The sequence below is a fragment of the Azotobacter armeniacus genome (assembly GCF_054779355.1).
Window position 1 is genome coordinate 52,513 of record NZ_BAAGYK010000172.1, and the last position, 19,738, is coordinate 72,250.

19 protein-coding genes and 1 pseudogene are annotated in these 19,738 nt (G+C 67.9%); 15 read left to right on the plus strand and 5 right to left on the minus strand.

The genetic code is table 11. The annotated features are described in order from the left end of the window. The first annotated feature begins 116 nt into the window (after positions 1-116). From pqqA to ACYVD0_RS23390, 8 genes are all read left to right on the plus strand, one after another. A complete protein-coding gene (gene pqqA / locus ACYVD0_RS23355) occupies positions 117-188 on the plus strand; it encodes a pyrroloquinoline quinone precursor peptide PqqA (RefSeq protein ID WP_072432761.1) in 72 nt (23 codons plus the stop codon). Between the two features lie 45 nt (positions 189-233). Further along, on the plus strand, positions 234-1,142 hold the full coding sequence (gene pqqB, locus ACYVD0_RS23360) for a pyrroloquinoline quinone biosynthesis protein PqqB (RefSeq protein WP_460429007.1): 909 nt from the start codon (positions 234-236) through the stop codon (positions 1,140-1,142). Between the two features lie 187 nt (positions 1,143-1,329). Beyond that, a complete protein-coding gene (pqqC, locus tag ACYVD0_RS23365; RefSeq protein WP_460429008.1) occupies positions 1,330-2,097 on the plus strand; it encodes a heme oxygenase-like domain-containing protein in 768 nt (255 codons plus the stop codon). A gap of 115 nt (positions 2,098-2,212) precedes the next feature. Beyond that, the gene (pqqD, locus tag ACYVD0_RS23370) at positions 2,213-2,491 is read left to right on the plus strand and encodes a pyrroloquinoline quinone biosynthesis protein PqqD (protein ID WP_460429009.1); all 279 of its coding nucleotides are present in this window, start codon (positions 2,213-2,215) and stop codon (positions 2,489-2,491) included. Next, positions 2,463-3,617 (plus strand): pyrroloquinoline quinone biosynthesis protein PqqE, encoded by a 1,155-nt coding sequence (pqqE, locus tag ACYVD0_RS23375; protein ID WP_460429010.1) that lies wholly within the window; start codon positions 2,463-2,465, stop codon positions 3,615-3,617. The genes pqqD and pqqE overlap by 29 nt, the downstream gene beginning before the upstream one ends. 79 nt (positions 3,618-3,696) lie before the next feature. Further along, positions 3,697-5,685: an alpha/beta hydrolase family protein gene (locus ACYVD0_RS23380; RefSeq protein WP_460429011.1), complete on the plus strand. Its 1,989-nt coding sequence runs from the start codon at positions 3,697-3,699 to the stop codon at positions 5,683-5,685. A gap of 11 nt (positions 5,686-5,696) precedes the next feature. After that, a complete protein-coding gene (locus tag ACYVD0_RS23385) occupies positions 5,697-8,231 on the plus strand; it encodes an insulinase family protein (protein WP_460429012.1) in 2,535 nt (844 codons plus the stop codon). A 307-nt stretch (positions 8,232-8,538) separates the two neighbouring features. Next, a complete protein-coding gene (locus ACYVD0_RS23390) occupies positions 8,539-9,510 on the plus strand; it encodes an ATP-binding cassette domain-containing protein (protein WP_460429013.1) in 972 nt (323 codons plus the stop codon). Between the two features lie 78 nt (positions 9,511-9,588). Here ACYVD0_RS23390 and ACYVD0_RS23395 read toward each other — a convergent pair whose 3' ends face one another. The 4 genes from ACYVD0_RS23395 to ACYVD0_RS23410 all read right to left on the minus strand — a co-directional run bounded on the left by ACYVD0_RS23395 (position 9,589) and on the right by ACYVD0_RS23410 (position 11,685). Continuing rightward, positions 9,589-10,467 (minus strand): YsnF/AvaK domain-containing protein, encoded by an 879-nt coding sequence (locus ACYVD0_RS23395; protein WP_460429014.1) that lies wholly within the window; start codon positions 10,465-10,467, stop codon positions 9,589-9,591. Between the two features lie 62 nt (positions 10,468-10,529). Continuing rightward, on the minus strand, positions 10,530-10,949 hold the full coding sequence (locus ACYVD0_RS23400; protein ID WP_460429015.1) for a YsnF/AvaK domain-containing protein: 420 nt from the start codon (positions 10,947-10,949) through the stop codon (positions 10,530-10,532). A gap of 47 nt (positions 10,950-10,996) precedes the next feature. Continuing rightward, positions 10,997-11,173 carry a Kazal-type serine protease inhibitor family protein gene (locus ACYVD0_RS23405; RefSeq protein WP_460429048.1) on the minus strand — a complete coding sequence of 59 codons (177 nt, stop codon included), beginning with the start codon at positions 11,171-11,173 and terminating at the stop codon, positions 10,997-10,999. 170 nt (positions 11,174-11,343) lie between these two features. Beyond that, positions 11,344-11,685 (minus strand): FKBP-type peptidyl-prolyl cis-trans isomerase, encoded by a 342-nt coding sequence (locus tag ACYVD0_RS23410; RefSeq protein WP_460429016.1) that lies wholly within the window; start codon positions 11,683-11,685, stop codon positions 11,344-11,346. 736 nt (positions 11,686-12,421) lie between these two features. Here ACYVD0_RS23410 and ACYVD0_RS23415 point away from each other — a divergent pair. Together ACYVD0_RS23415 and ACYVD0_RS23420 are read left to right on the plus strand one after the other, a co-directional pair. Then, positions 12,422-12,865 (plus strand): annotated as a pseudogene (locus ACYVD0_RS23415) (IS3 family transposase); the annotation flags it as partial. A 1,435-nt stretch (positions 12,866-14,300) separates the two neighbouring features. Next, complete coding sequence (locus tag ACYVD0_RS23420) at positions 14,301-14,789, plus strand: hypothetical protein (protein ID WP_460429017.1); 489 nt, start codon at positions 14,301-14,303, stop codon at positions 14,787-14,789. Here the strand turns inward: ACYVD0_RS23420 and ACYVD0_RS23425 are convergent. Beyond that, positions 14,771-15,103, minus strand: a complete 333-nt coding sequence (locus tag ACYVD0_RS23425; RefSeq protein WP_460429049.1) for an integrase core domain-containing protein — start codon at positions 15,101-15,103, stop codon at positions 14,771-14,773. The two genes, ACYVD0_RS23420 and ACYVD0_RS23425, sit on opposite strands and share 19 nt — an antisense overlap. 237 nt (positions 15,104-15,340) lie before the next feature. On the opposite strand from ACYVD0_RS23425, the gene ACYVD0_RS23430 reads away from it, so the two are divergent. Genes ACYVD0_RS23430 through ACYVD0_RS23450 form a run of 5 tightly spaced genes read left to right on the plus strand, consistent with a single transcriptional unit; the run spans position 15,341 to position 19,632 of the window. Next, positions 15,341-15,469: a hypothetical protein gene (locus ACYVD0_RS23430; RefSeq protein ID WP_460429018.1), complete on the plus strand. Its 129-nt coding sequence runs from the start codon at positions 15,341-15,343 to the stop codon at positions 15,467-15,469. 36 nt (positions 15,470-15,505) lie between these two features. Further along, a complete protein-coding gene (locus ACYVD0_RS23435) occupies positions 15,506-17,026 on the plus strand; it encodes an outer membrane factor lipoprotein domain-containing protein (protein WP_460429019.1) in 1,521 nt (506 codons plus the stop codon). Beyond that, complete coding sequence (locus tag ACYVD0_RS23440) at positions 17,019-18,161, plus strand: HlyD family secretion protein (protein ID WP_460429020.1); 1,143 nt, start codon at positions 17,019-17,021, stop codon at positions 18,159-18,161. The genes ACYVD0_RS23435 and ACYVD0_RS23440 overlap by 8 nt, the downstream gene beginning before the upstream one ends. Beyond that, positions 18,151-19,194, plus strand: a complete 1,044-nt coding sequence (locus tag ACYVD0_RS23445; RefSeq protein WP_460429021.1) for a DUF2955 domain-containing protein — start codon at positions 18,151-18,153, stop codon at positions 19,192-19,194. Before ACYVD0_RS23440 ends, ACYVD0_RS23445 begins: the two co-directional genes overlap by 11 nt. A gap of 33 nt (positions 19,195-19,227) precedes the next feature. Next, entirely contained in the window at positions 19,228-19,632 is a 405-nt protein-coding gene (locus tag ACYVD0_RS23450; RefSeq protein ID WP_460429022.1) for an ion channel, read from the plus strand. Positions 19,633-19,738 lie beyond the last annotated feature (106 nt).

Genomic DNA, 19,738 nt, shown 5'->3' on the forward strand with positions numbered 1-19,738 from the left:
TGTCGGACGCCAGGCGTTCCTTGCCGGCCCTTCCGAACGGATCGCTGCATGTCCCGTCGAAATAGTCGGAACGGGATGAACCTGACCCCCCACCACGCAATTGCAAGGAGTCTTTCATGTGGACCAAACCCGCCTTCACTGACCTGCGTATCGGTTTCGAAGTGACCCTGTACTTCGCCAACCGTTGATTGACCAGCCCCGGCGTGCCGGGGCTTCTCCCCTACGGGACTGCCATGCACATTCGTATTCTCGGCTCGGCTGCCGGCGGCGGTTTTCCCCAGTGGAACTGCAACTGCCGCAACTGCCGCGGCCTGCGCGAAGGCACCCTGCGCGCCACGCCGCGCAGCCAGTCGTCCATCGCCCTGTCCGACGACGGGGAGAGCTGGATTCTCTGCAACGCCTCGCCGGACATCCGCGCGCAGATCGAGGCCTTCCCGGCCCTGCAGCCGGCCCGCGCGGTGCGCGACACGGCGATCCGTGCGCTGATCCTGCTGGACAGCCAGATCGACCACACCACCGGCCTGCTCACCTTGCGCGAGGGCTGTCCGCACGAAGTCTGGTGCACGGAGATGGTCCATCAGGACCTGACCACGGGCTTTCCGCTGTTCAACATGCTCGGCCACTGGAACGGCGGCCTGCACTGGAAGCCCATCGCCCTGGATCGGCCGTTCGTCATCGACGCCTGCCCGGCCCTGCGCTTCACCCCGATTCCCCTGCGCAGTGCGGCGCCGCCGTACTCGCCGCATCGCAACGATCCGCACCCGGGCGACAACCTCGGCCTGCTGGTCGAGGACAGCCGCACGGGCGGCGTGCTGTTCTACGCCCCCGGCCTCAGCCAGGTGGACGAGGCGCTTCGGGAGTGGATGGGCCGCGCCGACTGCCTGCTGGTCGACGGCACCCTGTGGCGCGACGACGAGCTGGTGCAGGCCGGCATCAGCGACAAGCTCGGCCGCGCGATGGGTCATCTGCCGCAGAGCGGCGCGGGCGGCATGCTCGCAGTGCTCGACGGCCTGGGCGGGCGCAAGGTGCTCATCCACATCAACAACACCAACCCGATCCTCGACGAGGACTCGCCCGAGCGCGCCGAGCTGACCGCGTGCGGCGTCGAGGTCGCCCGGGACGGCATGAGCATCGAGCTGTAAGGCGGATCGTAGGGTGGGTTAGCCGCGTAGCGGCGTAACCCACCAACGATGCCGTCAGGCGTCGCGATTGCCGGCCTTGCAGCCGGTTGGTGGGTTACGGCCTCTGGCCTAACCCACCCTACGCAAGGTGCCAGGCACCACCAGAACAACAACGCGCCGTGCCGATCGCGGCCGCCGAGGAGTCACGATGACCGAGCCAGCCATGAGCCCTGCCGAATTCGAGCAGGCGCTGCGCGCCAAGGGCGCCTACTACCACATCCACCACCCCTTCCACGTCGCCATGTACGAGGGCCGTTCGACCCGCGCGCAGATCCAGGGCTGGGTGGCCAACCGCTTCTACTATCAGTTGAACATCCCGCTCAAGGATGCGGCGATCCTGGCCAACTGCCCGGACCGCGAAATCCGCCGCGAGTGGATCCAGCGGATCATCGACCACGACGGCGTGCCGGGCGTCGCTACGTCGGGCGAGGAGGGCGGCATCGAGGCCTGGCTGCGTCTGGGCGAGGCGGTCGGGCTCAAGCGCGAGCAGCTGCTGTCCCAGGAGCTGGTGCTGCCCGGGGTGCGCTTCGCGGTGGACGCTTACGTCAACTTCGCCCGTCGCGCCAGCTGGCAGGAGGCCGCCAGCAGCTCGCTGACCGAGCTGTTCGCCCCGACCATCCACCAGTCGCGTCTGGACACCTGGCCGCAGCACTACCCGTGGATCGAGGCCGGCGGCTACGATTACTTCCGCAAGCGCCTGAGCGAGGCGCGCCGCGACGTCGAGCACGGCCTGCGCATCACCCTTGCGCACTACACCACCCGCGCGGCCCAGGAGCGCATGCTGGAGATCCTGCAGTTCAAGCTCGACGTGCTGTGGAGCATGCTCGACGCCATGAGCATGGCCTACGAGCTGAACCGCCCGCCGTACCACACGGTGACGAGCGAGCGGGTCTGGCACAAGGGGATCGCGCTGTGATTGCGAGGCGCGCGATTTCGGTAGGGTGGAAAACGACCGCGAGTCTTTTCCACCGTCACGGATCCTGGTGGGAAAGCGCTGCGCGCGTTTCCCACCCTACGATAGAGGCTCGCCCATGAGCGAAGACATCCGGCAAAAGGTGCCGGTGCTGCGCCGCGGCTTCCGCTTCCAGTGGGAGCAGGCGCAGGACTGCCATGTGCTGCTCTATCCCGAGGGGATGATCAAGCTCAACGGCAGCGCCGGGGCGATTCTCGCCGAGGTCGACGGGGTGCGCAGCATCGCCGCCATCGTCGCCGCCCTGCGCGAGCGCTTCCCGGATGCCGAGGGCATCGAGGCGGACATCCTGGAATTCCTGGAGGTGGCGCGTGAGCGATTCTGGATCGAGCTTCGCTAAGCCCGGCTACACGCCCGGCCCGCCGCTGTGGCTGCTGGCCGAGCTGACTTACCGCTGCCCGCTGCAGTGCCCGTACTGCTCCAACCCGCTGGACTTCGCCCGGCAGGGCGAGGAGTTGTCCACCGCCGAGTGGATCGAGGTGTTCCGCCAGGCCCGCGAGCTGGGCGCCGCGCAGCTCGGCTTCTCCGGCGGCGAGCCGCTGGTGCGCCAGGACCTGACCGAGCTGATCCGCGCCGCCCGCGCGCTGGGCTACTACACCAACCTGATCACTTCCGGCATCGGCCTGACCGAGGCGCGCATCGGCGAGTTCGCCGAGGCCGGCCTCGACCATATCCAGGTCAGCTTCCAGGCCGCCGACGAAGAGATGAACAACCTGCTGGCCGGATCAAGCAAGGCTTTCGCCCAGAAGCTGGCCATGGCCCGCGCGGTCAAGGCCCACGGCTACCCGATGGTGCTCAACTTCGTCACCCACCGGCACAACATCGACCAGATCGAGCGGATCATCGAGCTGTGCCTGGCGCTGGAGGCCGACTTCGTCGAGCTGGCCACCTGCCAGTTCTACGGCTGGGCCGAGCTGAACCGCGCCGGCCTGCTGCCGACCCGCGCCCAGCTGGAGCGCGCCGAGCGCATCACCAACCAGTGGCGAAAAAAGCTCGCCGCGCAGAAGCATCCGTGCAAGCTGATCTTCGTCACCCCGGACTACTACGAGGAGCGGCCCAAGGCCTGCATGGGCGGCTGGGGCAGCCTGTTCCTCGACATCACCCCGGACGGCACGGCCCTGCCATGCCACAGCGCGAAGATGTTGCCGGTGCCGTTCCCCAACGTGCGCGAGCACAGCCTCCGGCACATCTGGTTCGACTCCTTCGGCTTCAACCGTTTCCGCGGCGACGACTGGCTGCCCGCGCCGTGCCGCACCTGCGACGAGAAGGAGCGCGACTTCGGCGGTTGCCGCTGCCAGGCCTTCCTGCTCACCGGCGACGCCGAGGCGACCGACCCGGTGTGCGGCAAATCGGCGCACCACGGCCTGATCCTCGACGCCCGCCGTCAGGCGGAAGAGGCGCCGCTCGGCCTCGACGAGCTGGTTCGCCGCAACGTCCGCGCCTCGCAGATCATCTGCAAGGGCTGAGGGGCGAGGCAGATGAGCAGTGCCGGGGTATCGGGTAGGGTGGAAAACCGCGTCAGCGTTTTCCACCGTGGGGACCGTGGTGGATAAGGCTGCGCCGTTATCCACCCTACGCCCCGTGGCGCTGCCGACACCCTGTGGCGACTGGCCCAGTCGCTGGGCGGCCAGCGACGCCGCCGCGGCCAGCCGCGACTTCGCCGAGCTGCAGGTCGGCCTCGGTGGACTGCTCTGGCTGGAATACCGCCCCGAGGAGGGCGGCTGTAGTCTGTGGCTATGGCGGGACGGCGTCGCGCAGTGCCTGACCCCGCCGGGCCTGTCGGTGCGCAGCCGGGTCTACGAATACGGCGGCGGTGCCTTCTGCGTCATCGAGGACGGCGTGGCCTGGGTCGACGAGGCTGACCAGCAGGTCTACCGCATGAGCATCGCCGACGCCACCGCCCCCGAGGCGCTGACCGTGCGTTCCCATTGCCGCTACGGCGACCTGCACTACGCGCGGGGCTGGAGTGCCGTGCTGGCGGTCGAGGAAAGCCACGAGACGGAGGCGGTGGTGCATCGGTTGGTCGCCCTATCACTGCATGACGGCACGCGGCGGGTACTGGCCGAGGGCGCCGACTTCTATAGCGCGCCGCGCCTGAGCGATGACAGCTGCCGCCTGGCCTGGATCGAGTGGGGTCGTCCCGAACTGTCGTGGACCGCCACCCGCCTGTGCCTGGCTGCCGTGGAAACGGATGGCCCGGTCGGCAAACCAGTGACAGTGGCCGGCGTCAGCAGCGACGAGTCGCTGCAGCAGCCCTGCTTCGCTGCTGACGGTCGCCTGTACTGCCTGAGTGACCGCGCCGGCTGGTGGCAGCCCTGGGTGGAGCAGGGCGGTCGGTTGCAGGCTGTCGACCGGGTGGACGAGAACGCCGGACGTAGGGTGGACAACGGCGCAGCCTTGTCCACCAGCGGCGTGGACTGGAGCGAACCACGCCTCCTGGCCGCCGCCGACCATGCCCCGGCGCCTTGGCTGCTGGGCATGGTCAGTTATTTGCCGCTGGCGGGCGGCGGCCTGCTGCTCGCCCGTCAGGAGGAAGGCTGGGGCTTGCTGATCGAGCGCGATGCCTCGGGCCGTGAACGGCATCTGGCGCCGGAATTCAGTCGCTTTCGCCAGCTGGCTGCCGACGACCGGCACTTCTACTGCATCGCCGGCTCCCCGGCGCGGCTGCAGGCAGTACTGGCCATCGAGCGGGCCAGCGGGACGGTGCGCATCCTCGTCGGTGGCGACGAGCCGCTGGCCGAGGCCGAACTGTCGCGGCCGCAGGCGATCCGCTTCGCCAGTGGCGATGGCGAATCCGCCCAAGCCTTCTTCTATCCGCCACGCAATGCCGCCTGCTCGGCGCCCGCGGACGAGAGGCCGCCACTGGTGGTGTTCCTCCACGGCGGGCCGACCTCGGCCTGCTACCCCGTGTTCGATCCGCGCATCCAGTTCTGGACCCAGCGCGGCTTCGCCGTGGCCGACCTCAACTACCGTGGCTCCAGCGGCTTCGGTCGTGTCTTCCGCCTGCGTCTCCAGGGTGAGTGGGGCCGCATCGAGGTGGACGATGCCTGCGCCCTGGTCCGCCACTTGGGCGATGCCGGACTGATCGACCCGGCGCGTGCCTTCATCCGTGGCGCCAGCGCCGGCGGCTACACGGCGCTGCGCGCCCTGGCCTTCCACGACCTGTTCCGCGGCGGCGCCAGCCTGTACGGGGTCAGCGACCCTCTGAGCCTGCGCCGGGTCACCCACAAGTTCGAGGGCGACTACCTCGACTGGCTGATCGGCGATCCCGAGCGCGACGCCGAACGCTACCGGCAGCGCACGCCGCTGCTGCACGCCGGGCGCATCGAGGCGCCGGTGATCTTCTTCCAGGGCGGCCTGGATGCGGTGGTGGTGCCGCAGCAGACCGAAGCCATGGTCGCCGCCCTGCGCGCGCACGGGGTGCCGGTCGAGTACCACCTTTATCCCGACGAGCGCCACGGCTTTCGCCAGGCCGCCCATCTGGCCGATGCGCTGGAGCGCGAATGGCGCTTCTATCTTCGCCTGCTGGACTGAGGAGTCAGGCCATGCGGGAATTGCCGCCGCTGCGCCAACGCAGCCTGCGCCTGGACAACGGCGTGCAGGCGACCCTGCTGCACGACCCGCAGGCCAGCCGCGTGGCCCTGGCCGCCGGGGTGGATGCCGGCAGCCTGCACGAGCCGCCGGCGTGGCCGGGGCTGGCGCATTTTCTCGAGCATTGCCTGTTCCTCGGCAGCGCCGGCTTTGCCGAGGCGGACGCCTTCGCCAAGTATGTGCACGGCCAGGGCGGCCGCTACAACGCTTGCACTCTCGGCCTCTATACCCAGTACTACCTGGAGATGCCGGCGCGCGAGCTGGTCCCGGCCCACGAGCGGCTGTGCGCCCTGCTGGCGCGGCCGCTGCTGCTGCCCGAGCGGTTGCTCGCCGAGCGCGAGGTGCTGCATGCCGAGTACCTGGCGCGCTGCCAGGACGGCGACAGCCAGCTGTTCGGCGCGGTGGTGGGGCTGCTCGACCCGGCCCATCCGCTGGCCCGCTTCCATGCCGGCGCACGCGATACCCTCGATCCGCAGGCGTCCGGCTTTCTCGCCGACCTGCACGCCTGGCATGCCCGTCATTACCGGGGGGAAAACCTGCGCCTGCTGCTCTGCGGGCCGCAGTCCCTGGCGGAGCTGGAGGCGCAGGTCCGCGCCGTCGCCGGCTCGCTGCCGGGCGGCGCGCGGCTGCCGGCGCCCGCCTGGCCGGCACCCTGGCCGGCAGGGCAGGGCCGTCTGCGCCTGGAGCTGGAGCAGCCGACACGCCGGCGCATGAGCCTGTGGTGGTCGCTGGAGCATGTCGCTGGGCGCGATGAGCCAGCCCTGGAGCTGCTGCGCCAGGTCTTGCTGCGCAGCGACGCCGGCAGCCTGCTCGGCGTGCTGCGCGCCCGCGGCCTGGCGCAGCAGGCCCGTCTGGAGTTGCATCCGGCTGCGGCCGGGCAGGCGCTGCTGGCCCTGCATCTGGAACTGCTGGCGGACGGTTGCGGTCGCGAGGATGAGATCGCTGCCTTCTGCCGTGACTGGCTGGCCTGGCTGCGAGACACGCCGGAACGGGTTTGCGATCCGGCCCTGGCCAGGGGCCTGCGCATCACCCAGGCCTGGGACGAGTACGAGCGGGCACCGATGGAGCGCGCCGCGCTCTGGCTGGCGCGCTGGCAGCGCCAGGGCGGCGCCGTCCCGACGCTGTGGCCAGCGCCACCGGCCAGCACCGTGCTGGGCGAGTGGCTGAAACCTCTGGCGCAGCCGCCGCTGCTCCTGCAGTGCAGCCGCGCCTCCCTGCCGCAGGGCGAGCTCACCCCGCGCTTTCCGGTGCGCCGGGTCGTGATGCCGCTGGCCGAACTGCCGCCGGTGTATAGCGCCTGGCAGGCAGCGCCGATCAATCCTTTCCAGGCACCACCGCTTCAGGCTGATGAGGGAGACTGGCCGACGGGCTGGCGCAGCGGTGGCGCGGACTTGCTGCGTCCCGGTCATGCCGCACTGCTGCTCGCCTGGAAGGCGGCAGAGCCGGGGATGGACGCGCAGCTGGCGGCCGAACTGGCGGAGCTGGCGCTGGCCGATCGGTGGGCGGCATTGATCGGCGTGGCGCGGCCGTTCGGCTTCGACTGCCAGGTGTCGAGCCGCGTGGGATGCCTGAAGCTGTGCCTGAGTGGACCGCCGGCGGCTCTGCCGCTGATGCTGGCGCGCCTCCTGGCGGTCCTGCGCGAGGGTGGTGTGACACGCTGGCGCGAGGCCTGGCGGCAGCGGTGCGACGAACAGGCCCAGCAGATCCTCCTGCGCCGCCTGCTGGCGTATCCGGCTGTCCAGACGCGCGAGCTGCCCGCCGACGAAGCCGTGCTCGCCGGTCGGCTGGCGGCGCTGGACGCCACCGGCCTGGCAGCACTGGTTGCCGACTACCTGGCGGGCGCCAGCCTGCGGGGCTGGCGCCTGGGCGAGGTGCCGTCCGCCGTGCTGCCGCTGCTGCAGGGGTTGGGCTGCCCCGCGGCGGCGGCGCCGCAGCGGCAGGCCGCAGGCGGCGAGCGGGAGCTGCACCTGGGAATCGCGGGAACCGAACAGGCGGTCCTTTTGCGCCTGCTGGCGCCGCCCGGCGATCCCCGGCTGGAGGCGGCCTGGCGCCTGCTGGCGATCCTCCAGCAGAGCGCCTTCCATCACGCCTTGCGCGTCGAGCAGGGGCTCGGCTATGCGTTGTTCAGCCGCTTCGTCTCCGCCGAGGAGGGCGCCGAGCTGCAGTTCGGCGTGCAATCGCCACATGCTTCGGCCGCGTGCCTGCAGCAGGCGATCCGGGGCTTTCTTGCCGAGCAGAGGCGAACCCTCGCCGGTCTGGACGCCACGCGCCTGGAGTCGGCCCGCCGGGCGGCGCTGGACGCCCTCGACGAAGGCAGCCGCCCGGCACGTCTGCAGCGTGCCGGCACGGCCTGGCTCGGCGGCCAGCCGGACGACTGGCTTCAGCGGCTACGTGCCGAACTGGGGCAGCTCCGGGCCGGCGACCTGCACGAGGCCGTGCAGGCATTGTCGAGGCCGGACACAGGATGGCAATGGGTGATTTCCAGCTGACCGCGCGACATGACGAATTTGCCAACGGGCCGGGTAGAGGCGCCAGCGGTTTTCTGGACAATATCCGTAACCATCGGGCTTTCCCCGAGGCGATTGCTGTGGAGCACGGCGTGGACAAGCGGAGCGGGCAGGAACTGCAGATCGTGCAAGCCTTCTCCTCCGTGGAGGTTTCGGAGCGGATCATCCGCTCAGCCGATATCAAGGACTTGGTCGGCGGCATGCTATCCGCCCAGGAAGAGGTCGGCAGGAGTGCCGAGATCCTGGAGGGGGCACGGCAAAAGAAAGGCGGCAGCCTCTTCGGCAACTGGTGGAGGGACCGCGACGACAAGCTCCAGGACGCCCGACGAGGCATGAGTCGCGGACGAGGTCGGCGCGGACGGATCAGGCCTTCGGCAGATCGCAGAAGCAGGCCTTCATCCCGCTTCGTGCGCCTGCAACGGCCGCCCAGGAGAGCGCCTACTGGGCGCTGAAGGAGGCGATCGATACCGCCCTGGCCGATGCCGAGCCCGGCGGCGGCAAGCGGGTTCCCAGCCTACAGGACGAGATCGTCTTCGAGCGCGTGTCCTTCGGCTATGGCGAGCGGCCGATCCTCGATGCCGTCGACCTGACGATCCCGGTGGGCACCTTCACCAGCCTGGTGGGCCCCTCGGGAGCGGGCAAGACCACGCTCCTCGACCTGCTCTGCGTGCTGCTGACCCCGCAGTCCGGGCGCATACGGGTCGACGGCGTCCCCCTGGAGGCGCTGGACCGCAGGCGCTGGCGGCGGCTGATCGGCTACGTGCCTCAGGAAACCCTGCTGCTCCACGACAGCATCCTGGCCAACGTGACCCTCGGCGATCCGGCGCTGACCGCCGCGGATGCGGAGCGAGCGCTCAGGCAGGCCGGCGCCTGGGAATTCGTGGAAAGGACTTCCCACGGCCTGCAGACGATCGTGGGCGAGCGGGGCGGCAAGCTGTCCGGCGGCCAGCGCCAGCGCCAGCGCCAGCGCATCGTCATCGCTCGGGCGCTGGTCCACCGGCCCCGGCTGCTGATCCTGGACGAGGCGACCAGCGCCCTCGACCCGGAGGCGGAAGAGGCGATCTGCCGGACCATGAAGCAGCTGACCCCGGAGATCACCGTCATCGCTGTCTCGCACCGGCCGGCGCTGATCAACGTCGCCGACCAGGTCTGGCGCCTGCAGGAGGGACGGCTGGTGCGCATCAAGGGGCCCCGCGAGACCTGGCGGCGTTTCGGCGAGCGGGCCCCGATCGGGCCGGAAGGCGGCGCGCCCACGGCCTGAGGGGCAACCAGGCGCCTGCGGACTGCGAAGAAAGGAGCCCTCTCCCACAGATGAGAGAGGGGCGATGGCGAGCAGGCTTCAGGGCCGGTCGCGGAAGGGCGTGTCGGGATTGATCGGCCGGTCGCCGGCGGTCGGCCGGGTTTTGCGGATGTCGCTGTCCCTCTCGATGTCCACGTCGGTACGCCGCACCGTGTCGTGCACGGTTTCCTCGCGCTGGGTGGTTTCCTTGCCGACCATGACCTCCTCGACCACCCGGGCGGTCTTGGAGACCACGGGTTCTTCGGAGGTTTCCTGGATCTCGACGGTGCCCTCGTGGAAGGTGGACAGCTCTTCCTGCGAGGCCGGGCGATCGACCGGGCGGCGCTCGACCACGGCGTGCTGCTCGGTCAGGCTCACCGTCTCCTCGACCGGGCGCTCGCTCATCCGCGACACGATGCGGACGCGCCCCAGGGCGTTCTCCCGCTTGCCGACCTTGAGCTGCTCCTCCATGATCGGAATGGCCGTGCGCTCGGCCGTCCCGCTGGTGGTCGTGGCGGTTTCGGCCGAGCCGACCTGTTCCGTATGCTGCAGGCCCCAGCCGGCGCTGCGCTCGTCGATGTCGATGGCGCCGTTGCGCTCCATGATCTCCTCGACGACGGGAACCTGGTCGTCGTCGTTGACGGTGACGGTCACCACGGTGGAGCCGTGGCGTACCGCCTCGGCATAGCGCCGGCTGGTGGCGTCCTCGTCGCTGAAGATCGAGTGGAAGAACTCGCTGATCCTGTCGCCCAGGGACTGGTCCTCGCGGCGCGTGTCGTAGGTGGTGTCGGTGCGCAGCGCCGTGTCCTCGCTGATGCTGACGTCGTTCGAGGCAGCCAGCTGGATATCGGTCTGCGACACGCCCCTGCCCATCAACTCGCGCTTGACCTGTTCGGCTTCGTCGTAATGGTCGAATGCACCAATCAGAATGTGTTGCATGGTCCACCTCTATAAGTTCGGCAGCCTGGGCTGCAATGCGATAGCGGTGTTGCGGTAGGTGTCTACCGGGTTTGGGAGGGCGGGACTTCCGCGGAGGTGCGCTCGACCGTCACCTGCTCGCGCCGCAGCGTGACGGGCACGCTGTGAGGCTCCTCGTGCACGACTCGCCGGACACGCAGCTCTTCCTTGAGTACCAGCCGTTTCTCCACGACCAGCACTTCCTCGAGCACGGGAATGACGGTGACGTCGCCTTCCTGGCGAACCTGCGGCGGATGGGCCGGATCGACTTCCGTCCCGCAGGGAACCCGCTCGACCCGTACCTCGTCGTGGCGCAAGGACTCCTCCAGGAGACAGTCCTCGGTTTCCACCGACTTGCTGATCCGCACGCGGCCGGACTCGACCTGGCGCTTGTGCAGGACAGCCTCCTCGGCCATCACCGGAATCGTCTCGCTTTCCAGTCTCTTGGGTTCGTCTGCAGGCATCGTCTCCCATCCTTCGCTCGGCCGAGCGTTTCACGCCCTCCTGGGAACTAGAGTTCGCCCCGACTTTGTTGGTTCAGGTAACTTTGCAGTCGATCCGACAGGCTGTCGGATTGGCGGTGACGAATGAACGAACAGCGGAAATCGTATGTCTTGAAGTTGCCGCCACAGGCAGGCTGAAGTTCCGCCGGACAGCGGCCCGCCTGCCTTCCGGCCACTTTTCGCACAACTTTGCGATTGCGGAAAGACGCATGGTTTTTGATTTGATGGGCATCGCCCTTGACGCGGCGAAAGAGCAAAGATAAATGACGGGAAAGTTCCGCGAAGTCGGGTCTTGCATTGCAAGTGGAGGACCCGGAATACCCGCTTTCCTTTCTCCGAAAGTGCCGGGGATTGTTCAATCGTCCCGCGTCAGCACTTCCAGCAGCTCGATCTCGAAGATCAGGTTCGAATTCGGCTTGATGTGCGCGCCGATCTGCCGCTCGCCGTAGGCGAGATGGGCCGGCACGAAGAGCCTGCGCTTGCCGCCGACCTTCATGTCCATCAGCCCCTGGTCCCAGCCCTTGATCACCCGGCCGGTGCCGATCACGCACTGGAAGGGCTTGCCGCGGTCGTAGGAGGAATCGAACCTGGTGCCGTCCTCCAGAAAGCCGTTGTACTGGGTGGTGATCAGGGCGCCCTTGACCACTGCCTTGCCGTCGCCCGGCTGGATGTCCTCGATCTGCAGTTCGCTGCTCATCGCTCGCTCTCGTTCAGTCGGCGGCCCGTCAGGGGCCGCCCGGGTGGGCGGCTTTTTCTCAGGAATCGCCGGGATTGGCAATCGCCGGCGCCCCCTGGCAGGCGCACGGCGCAAGCACCGCCCTGAACTATGCTCTATCAGCCTCCGCAAGCCCCGGCGGGAGCATTCGGCCCGACTTTTGGAGAGTCGCCCAGACCGCCCGGACAGGAAGCGCCGCGCCGCCAGAAAGGGACTCTTCGATGCCGCCGAAACGCTCTTTCCGCCAGCAACTGCCGAAAACCCTGCTGGACGTGCTGATACAGGCCGCCCTGATCGGCGTCCTGGCCGTCTATTGCTATCGGGTCTTCCGGCCCTTTCTCGAGCTGATGCTCTGGGCGCTGATCCTCGCCGTCATGCTCTATCCGCTGCAGCGGCGGATCGCCAATCGTCTGGGCCATTGCGAAGGCCAGACGGCCAGCCTCATCGTGATGGTCGCTATCCTGATCCTCATCATGCCGACCTACCTGCTGGGCACCTCGCTGATCGACTCGGCGCAACAGGTCATGGAAACCGTCGGGAACGGCACTCTGCGCATTCCGCCGCCGTCAGTGGCCGACTGGCCGACTGGCCGACTGGCCGACTGGCCGCTGATCGCCGATCGCCGATCCGCTGTACGCCGCCTGGCAGGAGGTCGCCTCTGTAGTGGCCTAATGATCCTGGGCACCTCGATAGGGCGGTACCCTACCGCCAGACAGCGAGCTGTCAGAAGCGCCGCACGCACCGCTACAGCCGCGATGGCGATGAAGCCCGGAGCGCGCCAGACCTGCTGGATCAGGGCTTTGCCGTCAACGCGCCGAATCGGGTGTGGTGCGGGGATGTGACGTATATCTGGGCGGGAAAGCACTGGATCTACCTGGCTGCCGTGCTGGACCTGTATGTCCGCCGGATCATGGGTTGGGTGATCTCCGACAGTCCTGAGTCGCGATTGGCCTGCCGGACCCCGAGCATGGCCCTCGAGTCCAGAGGACGCCCTCAGGGGGGGCTGTTCCACTCGGATAGGGCCGCCATTACACCAGCCGGATGTTCCGGCAGGCACTGTGGGGCTATCGCATCCGGCAGAGCATGAGCCGGCGCGGCAACTGCTGGGACAACGCCCCGATGGAGCGCTTTCTGAAGCCTGAAGTCGGAATGGGTGCCAGCCTCGGAAGGGTCTACCCGGCCCGGCATGGGAACTCTTCGCGGCACCGGCTCGAACTGGACCGACAGCATCCGCTTCCTGGCGAGATTTCCCTCGATCTGTCCGGACAGGTAATAGACCCCCGCCAACACCCCGGTGTCGGGGCTCCACATCAGATCGGACCATTTTTCCTTGAAGGCGGCGTTCAGGCTCTTCCGAAGCAGCGCCTCCATTTCCGGGCGCTCGTCCTCGCGCATCATGGCGCTGATACCCGCCACGCCCAGGGAAATCACCGAGCCCACCGCCCGGCCGACCGCCATCGAGATAACGCTCGAGGCACTGCTGGTGGCGAGTTCGGTCATCAGTCGCTTGCTGGTCCGCCGCACGACCGGGGATATGTCCGCGTCCGATCTCCAGGTTCTCGCGCTGCCGGAAGTCGTGCGGATTCGCGCGACCAGGACCCCATAAGCTGGCAGCTTGTCGATCGGCTCGCTGTGGATGATCTGATGGACCGAAGCGACATGAGTGGGGGGCGGCCCCAGTGCGATCGCCGGAATGCCCTTGAGCCGGCGCTCGAATTGATCGAGGGGTACGCCGTAGCGCTGCGGGATTTTCCGGAGCAGCTCGCCGAGGAGCCAGACGTAGAACTTCATCGCCTTTTCCATGATCCGGTCGGGATCGATCTCCCGGGCGACGGGCTCCAGCACGCGATCGTGGTATTGCTCCTGCAGATAGATGGCCAGGCGATCCACGGCCGGATCTTTCTCCTCTCCTGCGTTCAGCCTGTACCACGCCACCTTCATGGTCAGCCATTGCTGGGGCCAGTAGCCGGAAAACCAGGGGATGAAATCCGTATCGGTGCGCTTGTAGACGAGGCCCATCCATTCCCGCATGACGTCGCGCGCGTAATTTGTGGTCTGCCTTGTCGCCTCCTTCGAGGCGGCGACGATGTCGCTATCGACCTTCCGCCAGGTACTTTCCGAAACCACGATCGGCGGCTGCCTGGGGGTATGCTCCCGAGAAGCGCACCCTGCCAGCATCGCCATCAGCAAGGCGACGCCCAGGGAGCGCCAGCTCAACATCGCAAGCGCCTGAAACGACAGACGCAACAGCGGTGACGACCCGCCGCTGCGCATGTTTCGATCAAGCCCTTCATGCTGCTCATGGGATTTGTTACTCCGCCGCCTCCGAGGGGCGGCTCTCTCCCTCCTGACACGACAAAGTGCATACGGGCCTTTGCAGTCTCGCCAGCCCCTCCACTTCAGCGCAGCTCTGGCACGTTCGTCCAGGATGTTTTGAGTATAGATGCCGAGAGCAGGCTCAAAAAACTCAACGGGAAGGCGCGGTTTCGACATGCCGCGGAGGCGGCACGCCCTACCGGGAAGACGCCCGGCGGTCGTTCGTGTTGGGATCGCTGGACTATAGTCCTACTGCTTCAGGTTCTCGGAGGACTGTTCCCATGTCTCGCCTCTTTGCCGCATACGCCTTCACGGGACTGATGCTGGCCGGTGCTCTGCTCGATGCCCGGGCGGCCACTGTCATTCCTTTGCAAGGCCAGAGCTCGCAACAGATCCAAGCGGACGTTGCCGCCTGTCAGTCACAGGCCGGCGCCCAGACCAGTTCGTCCAGCCAGAGCGATGACTCCCGGGGAGGTGGGCGCGTGCGTGGCGCGGCGAGCGGGGCTGTGGCTGGTTCGGTGGCCGCCGAGGCACGCGGTCGACAGCATGAGGATGTCTACGATCGGGCTGACGATGAGCTTAAGGAGGAGTACCGGCAGGAGCAGGCACGCCAGGCGGCCGCTGCTGGTGCGGCGGTCGGCGCTTCCCGGCAGCGTCAGGAGCGCCGTCATGACCGGCGTGCAGACCGAAACAGCGAGCAGAGCAGCGCAAACACGGAGCAAGCCTATGCCAACTGCATGAGCGCCCGAGGCTATTCGATCAGCCCCTGATCCGGCACGGTCGTCGCGCAGATGCCTGGTCCTGGGATGAGAGGGTATGGATCAAGCTCGAAACGCATAGCTTGAGTTCGTGCATTACAGATTGCGTCAAAAGGGATTTTCCACCTCAACGACTTCGGGGGCCTGGCAAAGTTGTAGCGAGTGACAAAAGCCCGCACATGAGCCTTGAGCGCCACGAAGTCCGGATAGGGGAGCGCTTTGAGGGGCGCCTTTTTGATCGTGCAACTCATGCGTCCAGCCTGTCCATTGGTCCAGGGGAGGGAGGGCTTGGTGGGCCGATGCTCGATGCCCTTGGCCTGGCACATACGATCAAAGATAGATTCGATAAAGCGATGGGTTGCACCGTTCCTATAATGCGCCTGCTCGGTGAGAGCTATGCCGTTGCCAGTGAATTCCGTGCCTCCTTCTGAAAGGAGGGATGTCAATGCCTGAACTATGCTCTATCGACACCCGGCCCTTTCAGCGGGAGTATTCGGCCCGACCCCTGCAGCGTCGCCCAGACCGCCCGGACAAGACGTGTCGTGCCGCCAAGGGAGCGTCTTATGTCACTGAAACCCTCTCCCGACCAGCAACTATCTAAAGACCTGCTCGATGTGCTGATCCAGGCCACCCTGATCGCCATCTGGACAGTGAATAGAAAAGCATGCCAGCGCAAGCGGCAAGCCGGATAGCCAATAGGTGCTCTTGCCTCACTCGCCGATGCCGACATGAGGGTATGGCCCCACCGTTTCCTGCTGTTGGCGGCCCACGCCCTGGGTGGTTGCATCCGCCTGGGGCCGGACTTCCAGTCGCCCCGGGAAGCCTGGATCGACCACTGGAACAGCGAAATGCTGGCTCAAGCCAGCACCATGCGCATGCAACCGGACAGCCGCCAGTGGTGGACGCAGTTCGGCGACCCGTTGCTCGATCGGCTGATTGCCCACGCCGATGTACACAATCCAGACCTGCGCATCGCCGGCCTGCGCATCCTGGAGGCACGGGCACAGCTCGGCATCGCCCTCAGCGGCCTCTCTCCGCAGCTACGCCAGGCCAGCGCCGATGCGCTTTACCTCGACCGTCATCAATACGGCGGACGCAATCCACGGGACAGTCATTTCTGGCAGTACGATGCCGGCTTCGACATTGCTTGGGAACTCGACTTCTGGGGCCGCTACAGCCGCGCGATCGAGTCCGCCGACGCAGCCTACTTCGCCAGCCAAGCCAATTACCAGGACGTGCTTGTGCTGCTGCGCGCGCAGGTCGCGCAGACCTATTTCGCCCTGCGCACCGCCGAGGCCCGCCTGCAGATCGCCCGCGACAACGCCAAGCGGCAGAGGCGCAGCCTCGAGATCACCGAGCGCCTGTTTCTGAGCGGCAACAGCGACGAACTCGACCTGCAGCAGGCCAAGACCCAGTACCTCGGCACCCTGAGCACCGTTCCGGAGTTCGAGACCCAGGTGCGGCAGACACGCAACGCCCTCTCGGTGCTGATCGGCGTCCCCCCTGACGCCTTGCCCGAGCTGGCCGTGCAGACCGGACTGATTCCCCTGGTCGACCGCGCCCTGCTCGACGACGTGCCCGCCAACCTGCTACTGCGCCGTCCGGACGTGCGTGCCGCCGAACTGGAGGTGGCCGCACAGTCGGCCCAGGTTGGCGTGGCCGAAACCGATCTCTATCCCTCCCTGAGCCTGCTGGGCGTGATCGGCTGGTCGGCCACCTCGCTGGACGGCAGCTCCGATACGCGCGATCTCATCGGTGGTCCCAGCCTGGTGTGGAACGTCTTCGACCAGGGGCGCCTGCGCAACAACGTGCGCGTCCAGGACGCCCGCCTGCAGCAACGGATCGAAGCCTATCGCGACCGGGTGCGCCAGGCCGCGCGCGAGGCCGACGATGCCGCCACCGGCCTGATCAAGGCCCTGGAGCGCGAGCGCATCCTGCGCGAGGCGGCGATCAGTGCCCAGCGCGCCCTGACCCTGGCCAGCGCACGCTATCGCGAGGGCTATTCCGACTTCCAGCGTGTGCTCGAAGCGCAACGTGCCCTGCTGACCCAGCAGGACAGCTACCTGGTCACCCGTGACGTCGCGGTGAACAGCCTGATCGCCCTGTACAAGGCCCTTGGCGGTGGCTGGTACAGCGAGCGCCCGCCGATCGATGCGCGCACCCGCGAACAGATGACAGGGCGCACCGACTGGGGTGACCTGCTGGACGAAGTCAGTCCCCCTGCCGAGGAGGCAGACCACCATGACTGAAGAACCGCAGACCCCTGCTGCCCCGCCGGCGCCCCCACCTGTGCCCGCCGAGCCGGCGGTTCCGGCCGATCCCAGTCGCCGCGGGCTGCGCTGGACCTTCGTGCTGATCGTGTTCAGCCTGCTCTGGTACCTGCTCGCCGACCGCTACACGCCTTATACCCAGCAGGCCCGGGTGGAGGCCTATGTGGTGGCGGTGGCTCCCGAGGTGGCTGGCCGCGTGATATGGGTCGCGGTGCGCAACAACCAGACTGTGGAGGCCGGCCAGTTGCTCTTCGAGCTGGAGCCGGAGCCTTACCGGATCGCCGTCGAGCGCGCGCGGGCCGAGCTGGAGAACATGCGCCGGCAGGTCGGCGCCAGCACCGCCGGCATCGACTCCGCCCTGGCCTCGCTGCGTGCCGCCGAGGCCAACGCGCTCGAGGCCCGGCAGGATCGCGATCGTCTGGAGCGCCTCTACCGCGAGGACCCCGGCACCATTTCCCTGCGTCGCCTGGAAATCTCCCGGGCGAGCTTCGCCCAGGCCACCAGCCAGGTTGCCGCGGCCCGGGCGGAAGTCCAGCGTGCCCGCGAACAGGAGGGCGGCAGCGGCGAGGACAACGCCAGGCTGCGCAGTGCCGCCGCGGCCCTGGAGCAGGCCGAGCGCGACCTGGCCAACACCCGCGTGCGCGCCAGCTCCGCGGGCCTGATTACCGACCTGCGCACCGAGGTCGGGCTGTATGCCGGCGCCGGCGCGCCGGTGCTGACCCTAATCGCCATCAACGACCTGTGGATCAGCGCGGAAATGACCGAAAACAACCTGGGCCATCTCGAAACCGGCACGCCGGTGCGGATCGTGCTTGACGCCCGTCCCGGGGAGGTGTTCGACGGGTATGTGCGTAGCATCGGCTTCGGCGTCAGCGTCGGCCAGCAAAGCCCGCCCGGCAGCCTGCCGACGGTGCAGAACAACCGCGACTGGCTGCGGGCCGCCCAGCGTTTCCCGGTGATCGTCGAGTTCGCGCCGGGAGCGCTGCGCGACCGGAAGAGCCTGCGCATCGGCGGCCAGGCCGAGGTGATGGCCTTTCCCACCCGCAACAATCCGCTCAATCCGCTCGGTCGAGCCTTTCTGCGCCTGATGAGCTGGTTGTCCTATGCCTACTGAAGCGCCCGTCCGCCGTATCGATCCGCGCCCCCGGCGCGCCCTGCGCCTGGCCTTCGGCACGGCCGCCTGCCTGGCCGCGAGCTTCGGCCTGGCCCTGCCGATTCCCTTCCTGCCGCCCGTGCTGACGCTGTTCCTGCTGGCGATGAGCAACCAGCCTCTGTCCCTCAAGGCCGGTCTCGCCCTGGCCGTGCTGGCGGCGGTCACCACCGGCGGCGGCCTGTTGCTGATCCCGCTGCTGCGCTACTACCCGGCTAGCGGCGTGCTGCTGGTCGCGCTGTGCCTGTTCCTCAGCTTTGGCTATGCGCTGCGCGGCGGCAACAGTCTGGTGTCGACCTTCCTGGTCATCGGCCTGACCCTAGTCTCCGCCACCGGAGCCACGGACTTCGCCATCGCCCTGACGGTCATCGAGGCGCTGGTCAAGGGCCTGCTGCTGACCACCCTCGCCACGATCCTCGGCCACTGGCTGTTTCCCGAGCCCGCCGGCCTCGCCGAGCCGCCACCCAAGCCGTCGCCCGATCCGCGCCAGGTCACCTGGATCGCCCTGCGTGCCACCCTGGTGGTGATCCCGGCCTTCCTGCTCGCCCTGATCGACCCCGGCAGCTATGTGCCGCTGGTGATGAAATCGGTGAGTCTCGGCCAGCAGGTATGCGGCACGAGCGCCCGCGATGCCGGGCGCGAGCTGCTCGGCTCGACCCTGCTGGGCGGCCTGCTGGCGGTGTGCTTCTGGTCGGCGCTGAGCCTGTTCCCGCACCTGTGGATGTTCTTCCTGTGGACGCTGCTGTTCGTCCTGCTGCTGGCGCGCCGCCTCTACCGCCTGAGCGCCACCCGGCAGACCCCGGGCTTCTGGCTGAACGGCGCCGTCACCCTGATCATCCTGCTCGGCCAGTCGGTGCAGGACAGCGCGGCCGGCAAGGACGTCTACACCGCCTTCGCGGTGCGCATGGGGCTGTTCGTCGCCGTCACCCTGTACGCCTGCGCGGCGGTCCGCCTGATCGACCGGCGGCACCCGCGCCGGCCGCTCTCCAGCCCCTGAAAGGTGCTCAACCTGTTGATCGGAATCGCCGTCATGCTGGTCTGCCTGCTGTTCCAGGCGATCTTCGTGGGCATCTGCGTGCGCCAGTACGTCCGCTTCCACTGGCGCCGCGGGGGGCTGCTCGGGCCGTTGCAGCAGATCGTCCTGCTGGCCGTGGTGATGCTGCTGGCGATGTTCGGCAACTTCCTGCAGATGGCCACCTGGGCCTGGGTGTTCGTGCTGGTCGGCGAGTTCGCCGATTTCGCCAGCGCGCTGTACCACTCGGCGGTGAACTTCGCCACCCTGGGCGACATCGTCATGTCCGAGCGCTGGCGGCTGCTCGGCGCGCTGGAGGCGGCCAACGGCATCCTCATGTTCGGCGTCTCCACGGCGATGATGACCGCGGTGCTGACCGGACTGATCCGGCCCGCCAGGCACGACCCGCCCGACAGGGCATGAGTCGCGGAAGAGGGGATGCCGGCGCCTGGGCTATGCTCTATCGGCGCCCGGTTTCCCCAGTGGAAGCATTCGGCCCGACTTTCCGCGTGTTGAAGAGTCGCCCAGA